This window comes from Actinomadura sp. NAK00032, from assembly GCF_013364275.1.
GTDB lineage: Bacteria > Actinomycetota > Actinomycetes > Streptosporangiales > Streptosporangiaceae > Spirillospora.
The window spans coordinates 8414483-8429133 of record NZ_CP054932.1; the positions used below are offsets into that span (position 1 = coordinate 8414483).

Sequence of the window (14651 nt, forward strand, 5' to 3'; positions counted from 1 at the left end):
GCGACTCCGTGATGGGGTGGTAAGCGGGGTGATCGGGGTGGGCGGGCGGCCGGGGTCAGCGCAGGACGCGGTCGAGGACGCGTGCGGCGGCCTGGCCGTCGTCGTGCGGGCAGTACCGGGCGGTGAACGCGGCGCGCGCGTCCCGGAACCCGGCGTCGAGCGCGGCCGGTTCGCGCAGCGCGTCGACGACCTCCCGCGACGTCCGCAGCAGCGGCCCGGGGGCCTCCGCGTCGAAGTCGAAGTAGAAGCCGCGCACGTGGTCGCGGTAGCGCTCCAGGTCGTAGGTGAAGAACACCATCGGCCGGCCGGTGACGGCGAAGTCGAACATGGACGACGAGTAGTCCGTGACGAGCACATCGCAGATCAGGAAGAGTTCAGAGATGTCGGGATAGACGGACACGTCCATCACGCAGTCGCCCGGCCGCAGCTTCGGCCGGTCGGTGACCAGGTAGTGCGTGCGCAGCAGCAGGACATGGTCGCGGCCGAGCGCGGCCCTGAACCGGTCGAGGTCGAGTTCGAGGCTGAACGCGCGCTTGCCGATGGCGTGGTGGAAGTCGTCCCGCCATGTCGGCGCGTACAGGATGACCCGTTTCCCCTCCGGGATCCCGAGCCGCCGCCTGACCGCCGCCGCGATCTCGTCGCGGTGCGGGCTGTTCAGGATGTCGTTGCGGGGATAGCCGCTCTGGAAGACCTCACCGCCGTAGCGGAACGCCCGCCGGAACAGCGGCACGGAGAACCCGTTCTGCGCGAGGAGCAGATCCCACTGCGGGACGTCGTACTCCATCCAGTCGACGCCCTCGGTGCGCTTGTAGGGCATCTCCTTGACGTCGTAGCCCAGCTTCTTCAGCGGCGTCCCATGCCAGCACTGCACGTACGTCTGGTCGTCGCGCTTGATGAACCAGTCCCGCTGCGACCAGTTGCCGAAGACGTAGCGCGCGCGGGCGAGCGCCTCGTAGTGCTCCCGCGTGCCGACCAGGACAGTGCGAGCACCCGCCGGACGGCCGAACTGCCCGTTCTCGGTGACCCACACGCATTCCAGGTCGGTTCCGCGCCGCCGCAGTTCGTCGTAGATGCCGCGCGGGTTGCAGGAGTACTGGCGCCCCCGGTAGGCGTCGAACACGGCGAGGTCGCGCACGGGCAGGTTGAGGTGGCGCCTGTAGTGCCCGGACCGTATCCGGCTCTGCGCGTAGGCTCCGCGCTCGTCGTCGTCCAGCGCGGTCTCGACCCGCAGCAGCATCTGGTCGGTCTTCTGTACGCGGACGGTGATGCGGTGCAGGCCCGCCTCGAAGGGCTCCGGCAGGGCGCGCAGGCTGTGGCGCCTGATGACGACCGGCTGCTCCTGCCCGCCGACGGTCGTGAGGACGTCCCAGCCGCCGGCCACCAGGGGACGCGACAGCCCGAACACCGGCATGCGCGCGGGTGAGAACTTCGCGGTGAAGCGGTCGCCGTCCCAGAGCAGCCCGACGGCGTGCTCCTCGGACGAGCGCCGCCGCCGCAGCGTCAGGGAATCGGGCCGCCCGACGCGGTCGGTGCACGTCCCCGCCAGGTGCAGGGCGCCCTCGGCCGACCAGGACAGCTCGTCCACGACGAGGACCCGCCCGCGCACGACGATCCGCAGCGTGCTCCGCCGCGTCCTGGCGATCTCCAGCTCCCCGCCGGGGAAGGGCAGCCCGGTCCCGGCCGCGTCGGCGTCCAGGTACGGCTTGACGCCGCCCGGCAGGGCGATCTCCCAGTTCCCCTCCCGCCGGACCAGCCCGGCGACGGGCAGCCGGGCCCGGAACCCCTCGCCGCCGACGCTCTCGACCGGCCCGGTCACGGTGGCCCGGCCCGCCTTCGGCGTCGCGGTGACGCGCGGCTCGTCGCCGAGCGGGGCGCGGCTCCAGCCGTCCAGGCACAGCTCGCCGCCCTCCAGATGGCAGCCGACGACCGCGGCGGGCGTCCGCCGCACCTGCACGGTGAACCGGTGCCGCCCGGCGACCCCCTGGACGCGGACGCCCGGCGCGCACTCCAGGTCGTCCGGCCACTGCCGGGCGGGCAGGCGCGGGTTGCCGAACGTGGCGCGGCGCCGCAGCCCCCGGTTGACGATCTCCACGCACGGCACCCAGTCGACGTCCCGCCAGCGCCCGAACATCTTCAGCGCGGCCGGGTCGATCTCGGCGGCGAAGCCGGACCAGTCGTAGGACACCGCCGACTGCCGCGACCGGGCGGTCACGTCCGGCCTGCGGACACGGGTGACCGGCACGCGCATCAGGCCGCGCTTGTTCGCCGCCACCAGCCACAGCCGGATGCGGGACCCGTCCTCGGTGGAGGAGTCCAGGTGCCGGATGTAGGCGTGCCCCTCGATGCGGAGCCGCCCGTCCACCCAGTCGGCCCGGTCGACCGCCGCGACCGGCGTCAGCTCGTCGGTCACGTCGTAGACGTGCGCCGGGACGCCCCGCTCCTCGTCCTCGAAGAACGGGAACTCGGCGTACCAGCGGTGCCGCAGGCCGCGCCGGACGCGCGGCGCGTCCGCCGCCTTCCGCAGCCGGACGAACCGCAGCACCTCCAGCAGCTCCGGCACCATCCGGCGGCAGAGCAGGTGCAGTTGCAGGCGCATGATGGCGGGCTGCCGCTTCAGCACGCGGGGGCCGATCCGCCGGGCCAGCGCCGCACCCGTCGCGACGAGTTCCTCGCGGTGCTCGTCCTGCGTTCTGGGCAGGGCCTCCAGGAGGATGCGGAGGTCGATCTCGATGAGGGAGTGCTCGTCGTAGGCGTTCAGGAGCTGGGGCGCGTACTCGGTCATCGCCTCCCGCAGCGCGGACGCGGACGCGAAACGCTGCCGGATGTTGTCCCGGTCATGGCGGTCGTCGGTGATGGAGCCCGGCCGCCTGCGCCAGTAGTAGACCGTCTCACTGAGGACGTCCATGGAACGAGCCAGCGCGTGCGCGCGCGCCATGACCGGAGGGTCCTCGTAGAAGCCGGTGGGGAACTCCAGGGCGGCCCTGTCCCAGAAGGCACGCCGGTACACCTTGTTCCACGGCGTGCGGTCGCGCATGAGAACCGGCTTGGACGACACGTGCGTCCGCATGCAGGACTCCGTGAACACGCCGTCGTGCAAGGGCGACTGCCACTTGCGCTCCTCGTCCATGCGCTGGACGTTGCCGCCCGCCATGTCCGAGCCCGTCCGGTCCAGCGACGCGACCAGCCGCGTGTAGGCGTCCCGGTCCACGACGTCGTCGGCGTCGGCGAAGGCCAGGTACTCGCCCCGCGCCTGCCGCACCCCCGCGTTGCGGGCCGGTCCGGGGCCCTCCTGCTCGCGCATGAACAGGCGGAACCGGGGGTCGCGGGCGCACATCTCCTTGGCGATGACGGCGCTGCCGTCGGTGGACCCGTCGTCCACCAGGACCACCTCAAGGTCGCGCAGCGTCTGACCGGCCAGCGACTCCAGGCACTCCTGGAAGTACTCCTCGATGTTGTGGAACGGCACGACGACGCTGAGCTTCGGGGACATGGGGCCTCCTCCTCGCCCCACAGAGCATGGTGACGTTACGCCACCGCATGAACGCGCATCGCCATTGCCGTCCCGTCCCCTGACGCAGACTTGACCTCGCCTGGCCGCTGTTTACCGCAGCCTTACGCTTCGGCGCTTGACCCGCCGGGACGGATCCCGTCGGCCACCCCTGAGTCGGCGACGGCGGCGCGGACGCTCTCCGCGAGCGCCTCGAACTCGTCCGCGCGCGGCGACGTCGACCGGAACCCGAGCCCGATCCGGCGGAACGGCGCCGGCGCCGCGAACCGGTGCAGGCCGAGGTTCGGCGCCCGGCGCGTCTCCACCGGCAGCGCCGTCTCCGGGACGAGCGTCACGCCGAACCCGCCCGACACGAGCTGGACCAGCGTCGCCAGGCTCGTCGCGTAGGTCGCGGCGGCGGCGCGCGCGCCCACGTCGCGGCAGATGTCCAGGGCCTGGTCGCGCATGCAGTGGCCCTTGTTGAGCAGCAGGACGTCGAGGTCGTTCAGCGCCTCGCGCGGGACGTCCTCGTCGCCCAGCTCGAAGTCGGGCGGCGCGACGAGCACGAAGTCCTCGTCGTACAGGACGATCTCGGCGATGCCGTCGGCGGCGACGGGCAGCGCCAGCAGCACCACGTCGAGGCGTCCGGCGAGCAGCTCGGCGACGATGTGCTCGGTCTGCTCCTCGTGGACCGACAGCTCCAGGTCGGGGAACTCCTTGTCGAGCCTCGGCAGGATCAGCGGGAGCAGGTACGGCGCGACGGTCGGGATGACGCCGACTCTGAGCGGCCCCACAAGCGTCCCTTGGACGGCCTTGACCTCGTCTACCAGGCGGTCCAGTTCCGCTAGGACGGCCTCGGCCCGGCGTGCGACCCGCTCCCCCGCAGGGGTCAGCAGGACCTTGCGGGTCGTGCGTTCGACCAGCCGGGTCCCGAGGGTGTCCTCCAGGGCGGCCACGGCTCCGGACAGCGCGGGCTGGCTCATGCGCAGCGCGGCGGCGGCGTCCCGGAAGTGCAGATGCTCGGCGAGCGCATGGAACGCCCGCAACTGCGCCACCGTCGGTCTGCTCATCGCCATCTCGACCGAACGGTATCGAACCGCCATTACGAAGAGTGATGCGGCCCTGGTCAAACGGCCGTGGCGTTCACCACAGCGTGAGCCGGTCGGGGTGCGGGATGGGGGCGCCGGGGTCGGCGACGCGGCTCGTGAACGTGCCGTGGAAGCCGAACGGAAGGTGGTGCTTCAGCTTCAGCGTGGCGACGCTCTCCAGGCCGCGAGCGTCCAGGATTGTGAGCTGCGACCGGTGTTCTGCGGCGAGGTACACCACGGCCAGCAGCCAGCCATCGTCCTCGGCCGCGTCGGGCGAACGGGGCACGAAGATGGGCTCGCCCACGTACGCGTTCTGCCCGACCTCATGGGTGTCTGTACGGCCGGTGTCGTTGTCGACTTTCAGGACGCGGTCGTACTGGCCGGCGGCTCCCGTCCGTCCGGCCATGTAGGTGTACCGGTGGCGGCGCGTGGAGCGGCGCCAGTCGTACTGCGGGAACTCGCCGGTCACGTCGGCCAGCCTGCTCTCGATCACGCGCCCCGACGGCGTGATCCGGTACCGCATGAGCCGGCTGGAGGGCAGCCCGGGGAAGCTCGTGCGGAACCCGGTGAGGTCGCGCCGGATGGCCTCGTAGTCGTCGAACCGCACCAGGTCGACGACCGTGTCCGCGCCGTCCTCGAAGGCGTTGGCCACATGCAGGTGGACGAGCGTCTCGTGCTCCACGATCCGCGCCGGGCCGCCGTCGCGCGGCACGAGCACGAACCGGGTGCCCTTCTCCGGGCGGTGCCGGATCGCGTCGAAGATGGGACCGCCGCGCAGCATCGTGCGCACGTCGAACATGTACGGGTCCAGGACGAAGACCATGTGCCGCGCGGTGAGCGCCACGTCGTGGTTCCAGGGCAGGTCCAGCATCCGCACCGTGGCGAGCCGCCGCATCCGGCCCCGCCGGTCGACCTTCCAGCAGTTCAGCGAGGGGAACGGCACGAACTCCTGGCCGAAGTTGAACATCTCCCCGGTCGCCGGGTCCCACTTGGGGTGGGCGGAGAACGCCTTGAGCATGCCCCGGAGGCGGCCGCGGAAGTCGTCGATGCCGAGGGTCTCCAGGGTGTCCGGGTCGAGCCGGTACGGCGGCCCGCCCTCCCAGAGGGCCAGCAGCCGCTCGGCGTGCAGCGCAATCCCGGTGTTGGCGGCGTTCGCGGGGCCTTTCGCCTTCGCGAAGTTGGTCCAGAAACCGCCCGGAAGGGCCGTCCCGACGCCGGGCTTCCTGGCCCGGCCGGCGACCATGCCGTCCCGGAACTGCGGCGTCCGCACGTAGCGGTTGCGGAACCGCACGGACCGCCCGTCGAAGACGAACTGCGCCACCATCCCGTCGCCGTCGAACAGATGGTGCATCAGGGTGCGCCCGACCTCCCACTTCCCGGGGCCGATCCGGTACAGCGTCCCGGTGAGCCCGGACGGGAGCTCCCCGTCGATCTCGTCGACGGCGTAGTCGTGCTCGTGCATCAGCGGGGTGAAGATCTTCCCCAGGTCCGGAGCGGTGGTCAGGGCCATGGCGGCCTCCATCTGACTACGGCTGTTTCCAGAAAACTAGGATCTGGCAACGCCTGTGTCAAGATTGCGGCGTGAGTTCCCGCACCTACGGCGGCGTCACCGCCGAGCGCCGCCGCGCCGGCCGCCGCGCGGCGCTCCTGGAGGCCGCGCTCGACCTGCTCGGCACCGAGGGCCTGCCCGCGACCTCAGTACGCGCCGTCTGCGCGCGCGCCGGGCTCAACCCGCGCTACTTCTACGAGAACTTCACCGACCTCGACACGCTGCTGACCGAGGTCTACGACCGCATCCTCACCGAGATCGCCGAGGCCGCCGCCCGTGGCGTCGCCGCCGCCGGACCCGGTGCCGGCCTCCGCGCGACCGTCCGCTCCGCCGCCATGGAGGCCCTCGCGGTGGGCGCCGCCGACCCGCGCAAGGCCCGCGTCGCACTGATCGAGGCGCCCGCCAGCCCCGTCCTGCGCGCGCGCCAGCGCGCCGCACTCCGCCGCAACACGCGCCAGGTCATCGACTACGCGCGGACTTTCTACGACGTCCCCTCCGCCGCCGACGCGCAGATGCGCTTCACCGCGACGATGCTCGTGGCGGGCTGGAGCGAGAACCTCATCGCCTGGCTGGACGGCGAACTCGACGCCGCCCCGTCCGACCTGGCCGACATGTTCGCCGACGCCGCCGAGGCCCTCGCGACGCACGCCGCCTCCCGAGCCCGCTGAACGCGGGGGCGCCGTCAGCGGGGCGGGTCGGCGATGCGGTCGAGCCATTCCCGCATGAGGCCGCGCTCCCCCTCGCTCAGCGCGGCGACCTGCGGAAGGGCGGCGCGCAGCGCGACCGCGGCGCCCACCGGGCCGGACTCCGCCGGCGCGTCCGTCGTGATCGCCGCGATGACCGCCTCGCGGGCCAGCACCGACAACTCCAGGTCGCGCTCGCCCTCGGGCATCGCGATCAGCGCGATGGTCGTGCCGGACCCGGCCGCGTGGACGAGCCGGACGGCGCGGTCCTCGCCGACGCGCAGCCGGCCGGCCTCGGCGATCCGCCGGACGCGGGCGGTGAGGATCTCGATCCCGGCGACCGCCGCCGGCGGCACCGCGCCGGGGCGCGGCTCGCACATCAGCAGGTAGAGGGCCGGGTTGGCCAGGCCGAACTCCAGGTGCTCGTCCCATCCGGCACGCAGGTCGTCCACCGGGTCGGTGCCCGGCTCCGGGGCGCTCTTGCCGCTCAGGTAGGCCGCGAAGCCCTCGGCGGCGACGGCGTCGAGCAGGCCCTGCTTGTCGCCGAAGAGCCGGTAGATGGTGGGCGCCTGGACGCCGGCGGCGGCCCCGACCGCGCGCGTCGAGACGGCCTCGCGCCCGCCCGCCGCGAGGAGTTCGGCGGTGGCCGCGAGGATGCGCTCCCGCGGCCCGTCCCCGGCCGCCACGTCATCGACCTGCACGCTAATGACGATAACAGACCACGGTTAGCACTGATCTCGTAACGGTGATAACGTGATTTCGTTAGCAGTGATTCAGGCATCGAAGACCAGGGAGAACGCTGTGATCATCGTTACGGGCGGCACCGGAAAGCTCGGCCGCGCCACCATCGAGCGGCTGCTGGAACGCGTTCCCGCGGACCAGGTCGCAGCGAGCGTCCGGGACCCGGAGAAGGCCGGGGACCTCGCGGCGCGGGGCGTCCGCCTCCGGCGGGGCGACTTCACCGACCCCGCGAGCCTGGCCCACGCGTTCGAGGGGGCGTCGCAGGTCCTGATCGTCTCCGCCGACAGCATCGGCGAGGAGTTGCTGGACCTGCACCGCACCGCGATCGGCGCGGCCAAGGCGGCCGGCGCCCGCCGGATCCTCTACACCAGCCACATGGGCGCGAACCCGTCGTCCGTCTTCCCGCCCATGCGCGACCATGCGGCCACGGAGGAGGCGCTGCGCGCTTCGGGCGTCCCCTTCACCGCGCTGCGCAACGGCTTCTACGCGTCCACGACGGCGGCCGTCCTCGGCGCCGCGCTCCGGACCGGCAAACTGGCCGTGCCGGAGGACGGCCCGGTCTCCTGGACGGCCCACGCCGACCTGGCCGAGGCGACCGCCGCCATCCTGGCCGGGGAGACCTTCGACGGCCCGACCCCGGCGCTGACGGCGGGCGAGGCCCTCCGCATGTCCGATGTCGCGGACCTGGCGACCGAGATCACGGGGCGTCCGATCGAGCACGTGGTCGTATCGGACGCCGAGTACCGGGCGAGCCTGACCGCGCACGGCGTCCCCGACTTCGCCGCGGACATGCTGGTCGCCATGTTCGCCGCGAGCCGCCGGGGCGAGTTCGCCGAGGTGGACCCCGCCCTCGCCCGCCTCCTGGACCGCCCGGCGACGCCGCTCCGGGACGTCCTCCAGGCGGCCCTTGCGGGCTGAGTCATTAATCACCTGTTGTGCGCGGAAAGCCGAACGCCCTAAACTTGCGCACTACGCAGCGTTAAGCCCGATTTGTGGCGAGTCTGTGTGATGTTCGTCTACCGGCCGTCCGGGCGGCGATTTCCGGGCGCGGCATCTCCGCTGGTCACCGCGGTGCGCACGGGATTGATAGGCGACGCCTATCGCATTCGTGGGATTCATCGATTTCTCTTTTCGATCGAGCGGCGGCACTCTGAGTGACATCGGCCGCCGAGGCGGAAACCCCGCGGCCTCCTGCGCCTCCTCATGCGGAGGCGACCCTTTCTCATGACGAAGGAGCATGCGTGCTTACTGTCGGTGACCAGTTCCCCGAGTACGAGCTCACCGCCTGCGTCTCGCTGGACGCCGAGAACGCGTTCGAGACGATCAACCACAAGTCCTACGAGGGCAAGTGGCGCGTCGTCTTCTTCTGGCCGAAGGACTTCACCTTCGTGTGCCCGACCGAGATCGCCGAGTTCGGCCGCCTCAACGAGGACTTCGCCGACCGCGACGCCCAGGTGCTCGGCGCGTCCGTCGACAACGAGTTCGTCCACTTCGCGTGGCGCAAGGACCACCCGGACCTGCGCGAGATCCCGTTCCCGATGATGTCGGACCTCAAGCGCGAGCTGAGCGAGGCCCTCGGCATCCTCACCGAGGACGGCGTGGCGCAGCGCGCGACGTTCATCGTCGACCCGAACAACGAGATCCAGTTCTCGATGGTGACCGCCGGGTCCGTCGGCCGCAACGTCAAGGAGGTCCTGCGGGTCCTCGACGCGCTGCAGAGCGACGAGCTGTGCCCCTGCAACTGGAACAAGGGCGAGGACACGCTCGACGCGGGCAAGCTGCTGGCCGGCGCCGGCGCCTGACCCCCCTGGTTCTCGACGGCCGGCCGCGTCGCGCGGCCGGCCGTTCGCATGGAAAGGACACTTGATCATGAGCGTTGACGCGCTGAAGGGCGCCCTGCCGGGCTACGCCAAGGACACCAAGCTCAACCTGGGCTCGCTGACCTCCACCTCCCAGCTCACCGAGCAGCAGCTGTGGGGGACGGTGCTGGCCTGCGCCCTCGCCACCCGGAGCGCCGTCGTCATCCGCGAGCTGGCCGAGGAGGCGGGCGACTACCTGTCCGCCGAGGCGTTCGAGGCGGCCAAGGGCGCCGCGTCGATCATGGCGATGAACAACGTGTACTACCGCGCCACCCACCTCATCGGGGACGAGACGTACGCGACGCTGCCCGCCAAGCTGCGGATGTCGGTCATCGGCAAGCCGGGCGTCGACAAGGTCGACTTCGAGCTGTGGTGCCTCGCCGTGTCCGCGATCAACGGGTGCGGGCGCTGCCTGGAGTCGCACGAGAAGGTCGTCCGCGAGGCCGGGCTGTCCCGCGAGCTGGTCCAGGAGGGGCTGCGGATCGCCGCCGTCGTCAACGCGGCGGCCGCGACCCTGGACGCCGAGGCCGCGCTGGCCCCGGCGACCGTCTGACCCGACCGAAGCGGAAGGCCCGGACGGTTCGCCGTCCGGGCCTTCGGCCGTTCGGTCAGACCGAGCCGCCTACTCCCACTCGATGGTGCCCGGAGGCTTGGAGGTGATGTCGACCGTGACGCGGTTGATCTCGCGGACCTCGTTGGTGATGCGGGTGGAGATCCGCTGCAGGAGGTCGTAGGGCAGCTTCGCCCAGTCGGCCGTCATGGCGTCCTCGCTGGTCACCGGGCGCAGCACGATCGGGTGGCCGTAGGTGCGGCTGTCGCCCTGCACGCCGACCGAGCGGACGTCGGCCAGCAGCACCACCGGGAACTGCCAGATGTCGCGGTCGAGGCCGGCACGGGTCAGCTCCTCGCGGGCGATGGCGTCGGCGTCGCGGAGGATGTCCAGGCGCTCGCGCGTGACGGCGCCGATGATGCGGATGCCGAGGCCGGGGCCGGGGAACGGCTGGCGCCAGACGATCTCGGTCGGCAGCCCGAGCTGCTCGCCCAGCGCGCGGACCTCGTCCTTGAACAGCGAGCGCAGCGGCTCGATCAGCGCGAACTGCAGGTCTTCGGGGAGCCCGCCGACGTTGTGGTGCGACTTGATGTTCGCGGCGCCGGTGCCGCCGCCCGATTCGACCACGTCCGGGTAAAGGGTCCCCTGGACGAGGAACTCGACCGGTTCGTCGGCGTCCTCCCCGACGATCTCCCGGGCGGCCTCCTCGAACACCCGGATGAACTCGCGCCCGATGATCTTGCGCTTCTGCTCCGGGTCGGTGACGCCGTCGAGCGCGCCGAGGAAGCGGTCCTGGGCGTCGACGACGTGCAGGTTCACGCCGGTGACGGCGACGAAGTCCTTCTCGACCTGCTCGGGCTCGCCCTTGCGCAGCAGCCCGTGGTCGACGAACACGCAGGTCAGCTGGTCGCCGATGGCCCGCTGGACGAGGGCGGCGGCGACCGCGGAGTCGACCCCGCCCGACAGCGCGCAGATCGCCCGGCGGTCGCCGACCTGCTGCCGGACGGCCTCGATCGACTCCTCGGCGATGTTGACCATCGTCCAGTTCGGGCGGCATCCGGCGCCTTCGTACAGGAATCGGCGCAGGATCTCCATTCCGTGCTCGGTGTGCAGAACCTCCGGATGGAACTGGACGCCGAAGAAGCCGCGCTCCCGGTCCTCCATGCCGGCGACCGGGGTGACGTCGGTGCTCGCCGTCACCGTGAAGCCGGCCGGGGCGCCGCTGACGAAGTCGCGGTGCGACATCCACACCGCCTGCTCGTGCGGCAGCCCCGCGAACAGCATGCCCGGGGACGTGACGGCCACGGTCGCGCCGCCGTACTCGGCGATGTCGGAGTTCTCCACCGTCCCGCCGAGGGCCTGCGCCATCACCTGGTGGCCGTAGCAGATGCCGAGCGTCGGGACGCCGATCTCGAACAGCCCCTCGGGCGCCGCCGGCGCGCCCTCCGCGTACACCGACGCCGGGCCGCCGGACAGGATGATCGCCTTCGGCCGCTTGGCCAGCATCTCCGCCGCCGGCATGGTGGACGGGACGATCTCGCTGAACACATGGCACTCGCGGACGCGCCGCGCGATCAGCTGCGCGTACTGCGCGCCGAAGTCGACGACGAGAACGGTGTCAAAGGACTGGTCTGCGGCCACCAACTAAGCCTTTCGCACGGCCGGAAGGGGCTCCCAGTCTACGGGCCCGCTGCCTGCGCCTATGCCCCGCACCCCCGCCCCGGCCGTCACCTGGCGCGATGGTCCGATAACGGTCGGCATCCATTTACCTTGATCACACTCATCATGGTGCTGCGTTCTGATACGAGTTAATGACGCCCTGTAGTCGGTCGCGCACGCCTGCATGGCTCCCGTCCGCAAGCGACCTCCCTAGGAGTGCCGTGAAGCTGCTCGCCGCCACCGCCCTGCTCGCCGCGCTCGTCCCGGCAGCGCCGTCCCTGCCGGCCGCGCCTGCCGCACCGTCCGGGCCGCCCACCGCCTCGCCCGTGCGCGCGAGCGCGGACGACTGCACGCACCCGGAGGCGCGCCTGCGGACGAACGGCCACGGCCGGGAGCGCAACGACCTGACGCCCGCGCAGGCCGCCGGCATCGAGGAGCAACTCAACCGCCTCCTGAACCGGCTCGGCCTCGGCCCGGTCGACGAGTCCGGCGGCCAGTCGAAGGGCAGCGATCTCAAGGCCGCACCGCAGATCACGATCCCGGTGTTCTTCCACGTGATCCACGACGGGCCGCGCGGCAACGTCTCCACCGCCGCGATCAACCGCCAGATCAGCACCATGAACGCCTCCTACGGAGGACGCAACGGCGGCGCGGACACGCGCGTCTCCTTCAAGCTCCAGGGGGTCAGCCGCTCGAACAGCGCCGCCTGGTTCCAGGACCCGGAGCGCTACGAGGGCACCTACAAGCCGATGCTGCACCAGGGCGGCAAGGGCACGCTGAACCTCTACAGCACCTACATCGGCGGCGACCTGCTCGGCTGGTCGACGTTCCCGTGGAAGTACAAGTCCGACCCCAAGATGGACGGGGTGACCATCCACTACGGCAGCATGCCGGGCGGGTCGATCGAGCACTTCAACAAGGGCTTCAGCGCCACCCACGAGGTGGGGCACTGGCTGGGGCTCTACCACACGTTCCAGGACGGCTGCGGCGGCCAGGGCGACCGCGTCGCCGACACGCCGGCCGAGCGCGACCCGTCGAACGGCTGCCCGACCGGCAAGGACACCTGCCCGTCCCCCGGTGTCGACCCGGTGCACAACTACATGGACTACAGCTACGACACGTGCATGACGTCCTTCACCGCGGGCCAGGGCGCCCGTATGCACAAGGTGTGGGCGGCCTACCGCGCCTAGAGCGGCCCACCGCGTTCGAGGGCGGGCCGCCCGCGCAGCCGGGCGGCCTCCTCGGCGGGCAGCCGCCGGACGGCCTCGCGCAGCGTCACGCCCGAGATGGTGCCGAGACGGGGCTCGACCCACTCCACCACCCAGAACGGGTCCTTCTTGGACAACTCCCGGAGGACCCATCCCAGGGCCTTCCTGATGAAGAACTCGCGCTCGCCCAGCAGCGCGTCCCCGTACCGGCTGATTCGTTCTAGATCCGGGTCTCCCGTCCGGACGCCCGGAAGCAGCGCCAGGACGGCCGTACGCCGTATCCACATGTAGGGGTCGGCGACCCATGCGTCCAGCGTCGCCGCCAGGTCCGGGTACCGGACGACCAGGCCGCCGACGACCTTCTCCGCGAGGTGGTCGACGTACACCCAGCTCGCCGAGTCGCGGATGAGCGCTTCGGCCGTCCCCATGTCGCGGGGCTCCAGCAGGGCCGCCCGCTTGACGAGCACGTCGATCGCCGCCATACGGGCCTCATGGACGGGACGTCCGTCGTCGGTGACGTCCCAGAGGAGCCGCGCGAGGGCTAGCACTTCGTCCCGCGTGGGCTTGCCCTTGACCGCCGAAAGGGCCACCTTGCGCAGCGCCGGCACGGTCACACCGATGTGGACGAACTCGCTCTTCAGATAGCTTTTCTCGCTCTGCGCGCGCGCCGGATCCCCCTGGGCGCGCAACTCCGCCAGAACCCGCGCCGCCTCGGCCCCCACGTCCATGCGGGACACGCTACGCCGTCGCGCTACGGCGCCGTATTCAGCGTTGCCCATCCCGATTCGTTCAGGTTTGCCAAAGACGTGATGTTTGTTCGCATTCACCCTTGTTCCAGCGATGACTCCGCTCCCCCAGCGCGCGCTCCCCCGCTCGCGCCGCCCCCAAGGAGTTCCATGAAACGCGCCGGAATCGCCACCGTCCTCGGCCTGGCCGCCGCCTTCACGGCGTACGCGCCCGCCGCTCCCGCCACCCTCGCCGCCCCGTCCACAGCGTCCACAGCGTCCAACGCCTGTGTGGAGCAGCCCGCGCAGGCCCGCGTCCGCGCCGGAGCCCACGCCACCGAACGGAACCAGCCGAGCGCGGCCAAGGTCGCCGCGATGGAGAAGGACTTCCAGAACCGAGTCGGCAAGCTCAAGAAGGTGCACACGGCCGCGGCCGTCACCGTCAGGGTGCACTTCCAGGTCGTCTACGGCAGTGCCGGGAACGTCTCCGACACGGTCCTGCGGCAGCAGCTCGACGTCCTCAACAACGCCTATTCGGGCAGCGGCGTCACGTTCACGCTGTCGGAGATCAGGCGTACGAACAACGCGGCCTGGTTCTCCAACCCGGAGGGCTACGAGAGCCAGATGAAACGCGCCCTGCACACGGGCAACGCGCAGGACCTCAACGTCTACACCGCCGACCTCGGCTCCAGCCTCCTCGGCTGGGCGACGTTCCCGAGCAGCTACCGCTCCCAGCCGTCGATGGACGGCGTCGTCATCCACTACCAGAGCCTGCCGGGCGGGTCCCTGGGCAACTACAACGAAGGCGACACCGCCACCCACGAGGTGGGCCACTGGATGGGGCTCTACCACACGTTCCAGGGCGGATGCAGCGGCCAGGGAGACCGCGTCTCCGACACCCCTGCCGAGCAGAGCCCCGCCTCAGGCTGCCCCACCGGGCGCAACACCTGCTCCTCCCCGGGCGCCGACCCCATCCACAACTTCATGGACTACAGCTACGACTCGTGCATGTACGAGTTCACGCCGGGCCAGAACGCCCGCATGCAGTCCCAGTGGGCCGCCTACCGCGCCTGACCCGAACACCCTGCGAGCCCACCGCGAG

The 14651-nt window shown here is 71.3% G+C and carries 12 protein-coding genes; 6 read left to right on the forward strand and 6 right to left on the reverse strand.

Annotation, left to right across the window (positions count from 1 at the left end; genetic code table 11):
* Nucleotides 1-55: 55 nt before the first annotated feature.
* The 3 genes from HUT06_RS38585 to HUT06_RS38595 form a co-directional block, all read right to left on the reverse strand.
* A complete protein-coding gene (locus HUT06_RS38585; RefSeq protein WP_176200231.1) occupies nucleotides 56-3490 on the reverse strand; it encodes a bifunctional glycosyltransferase family 2 protein/CDP-glycerol:glycerophosphate glycerophosphotransferase in 3435 nt (1144 codons plus the stop codon).
* Nucleotides 3491-3612: 122 nt separating this feature from the next.
* Nucleotides 3613-4557 carry a LysR substrate-binding domain-containing protein gene (locus tag HUT06_RS38590; protein WP_254715614.1) on the reverse strand — a complete coding sequence of 315 codons (945 nt, stop codon included), beginning with the start codon at nucleotides 4555-4557 and terminating at the stop codon, nucleotides 3613-3615.
* Nucleotides 4558-4630: 73 nt separating this feature from the next.
* Nucleotides 4631-6085: a carotenoid oxygenase family protein gene (locus HUT06_RS38595; RefSeq protein ID WP_176200233.1), complete on the reverse strand. Its 1455-nt coding sequence runs from the start codon at nucleotides 6083-6085 to the stop codon at nucleotides 4631-4633.
* Between the two features lie 71 nt (nucleotides 6086-6156).
* Here HUT06_RS38595 and HUT06_RS38600 point away from each other — a divergent pair, with 71 nt between their 5' ends.
* On the forward strand, nucleotides 6157-6792 hold the full coding sequence (locus HUT06_RS38600) for a TetR/AcrR family transcriptional regulator (RefSeq protein ID WP_176200234.1): 636 nt from the start codon (nucleotides 6157-6159) through the stop codon (nucleotides 6790-6792).
* Nucleotides 6793-6806: 14 nt separating this feature from the next.
* On the opposite strand, the gene HUT06_RS38605 is transcribed toward HUT06_RS38600, so the two are convergent.
* Nucleotides 6807-7508: a TetR/AcrR family transcriptional regulator gene (locus HUT06_RS38605; RefSeq protein ID WP_176200235.1), complete on the reverse strand. Its 702-nt coding sequence runs from the start codon at nucleotides 7506-7508 to the stop codon at nucleotides 6807-6809.
* Nucleotides 7509-7608: 100 nt separating this feature from the next.
* Here HUT06_RS38605 and HUT06_RS38610 point away from each other — a divergent pair, with 100 nt between their 5' ends.
* From HUT06_RS38610 to HUT06_RS38620, 3 genes are all read left to right on the forward strand, one after another.
* Complete coding sequence (locus tag HUT06_RS38610) at nucleotides 7609-8466, forward strand: SDR family oxidoreductase (protein ID WP_176200236.1); 858 nt, start codon at nucleotides 7609-7611, stop codon at nucleotides 8464-8466.
* A gap of 323 nt (nucleotides 8467-8789) precedes the next feature.
* On the forward strand, nucleotides 8790-9350 hold the full coding sequence (locus HUT06_RS38615) for a peroxiredoxin (RefSeq protein ID WP_176200237.1): 561 nt from the start codon (nucleotides 8790-8792) through the stop codon (nucleotides 9348-9350).
* A 67-nt stretch (nucleotides 9351-9417) separates the two neighbouring features.
* The gene (locus HUT06_RS38620; protein WP_176200238.1) at nucleotides 9418-9960 is read left to right on the forward strand and encodes a carboxymuconolactone decarboxylase family protein; all 543 of its coding nucleotides are present in this window, start codon (nucleotides 9418-9420) and stop codon (nucleotides 9958-9960) included.
* 69 nt (nucleotides 9961-10029) lie between these two features.
* Here HUT06_RS38620 and guaA read toward each other — a convergent pair whose 3' ends face one another.
* A complete protein-coding gene (gene guaA / locus HUT06_RS38625; protein WP_176200239.1) occupies nucleotides 10030-11598 on the reverse strand; it encodes a glutamine-hydrolyzing GMP synthase in 1569 nt (522 codons plus the stop codon).
* Nucleotides 11599-11837: 239 nt separating this feature from the next.
* Between guaA and HUT06_RS38630 the strand changes: the two genes are divergently transcribed.
* Nucleotides 11838-12806, forward strand: coding sequence for a zinc metalloprotease (locus HUT06_RS38630; protein WP_254715615.1), 969 nt, complete (start codon nucleotides 11838-11840; stop codon nucleotides 12804-12806).
* Here HUT06_RS38630 and HUT06_RS38635 read toward each other — a convergent pair.
* Entirely contained in the window at nucleotides 12803-13552 is a 750-nt protein-coding gene (locus HUT06_RS38635; RefSeq protein WP_176200241.1) for a DNA alkylation repair protein, read from the reverse strand. The genes HUT06_RS38630 and HUT06_RS38635 overlap by 4 nt on opposite strands.
* Before the next feature lie 168 nt (nucleotides 13553-13720).
* Between HUT06_RS38635 and HUT06_RS38640 the strand changes: the two genes are divergently transcribed.
* Nucleotides 13721-14623, forward strand: a complete 903-nt coding sequence (locus HUT06_RS38640; RefSeq protein WP_176200242.1) for a zinc metalloprotease — start codon at nucleotides 13721-13723, stop codon at nucleotides 14621-14623.
* Nucleotides 14624-14651 lie beyond the last annotated feature (28 nt).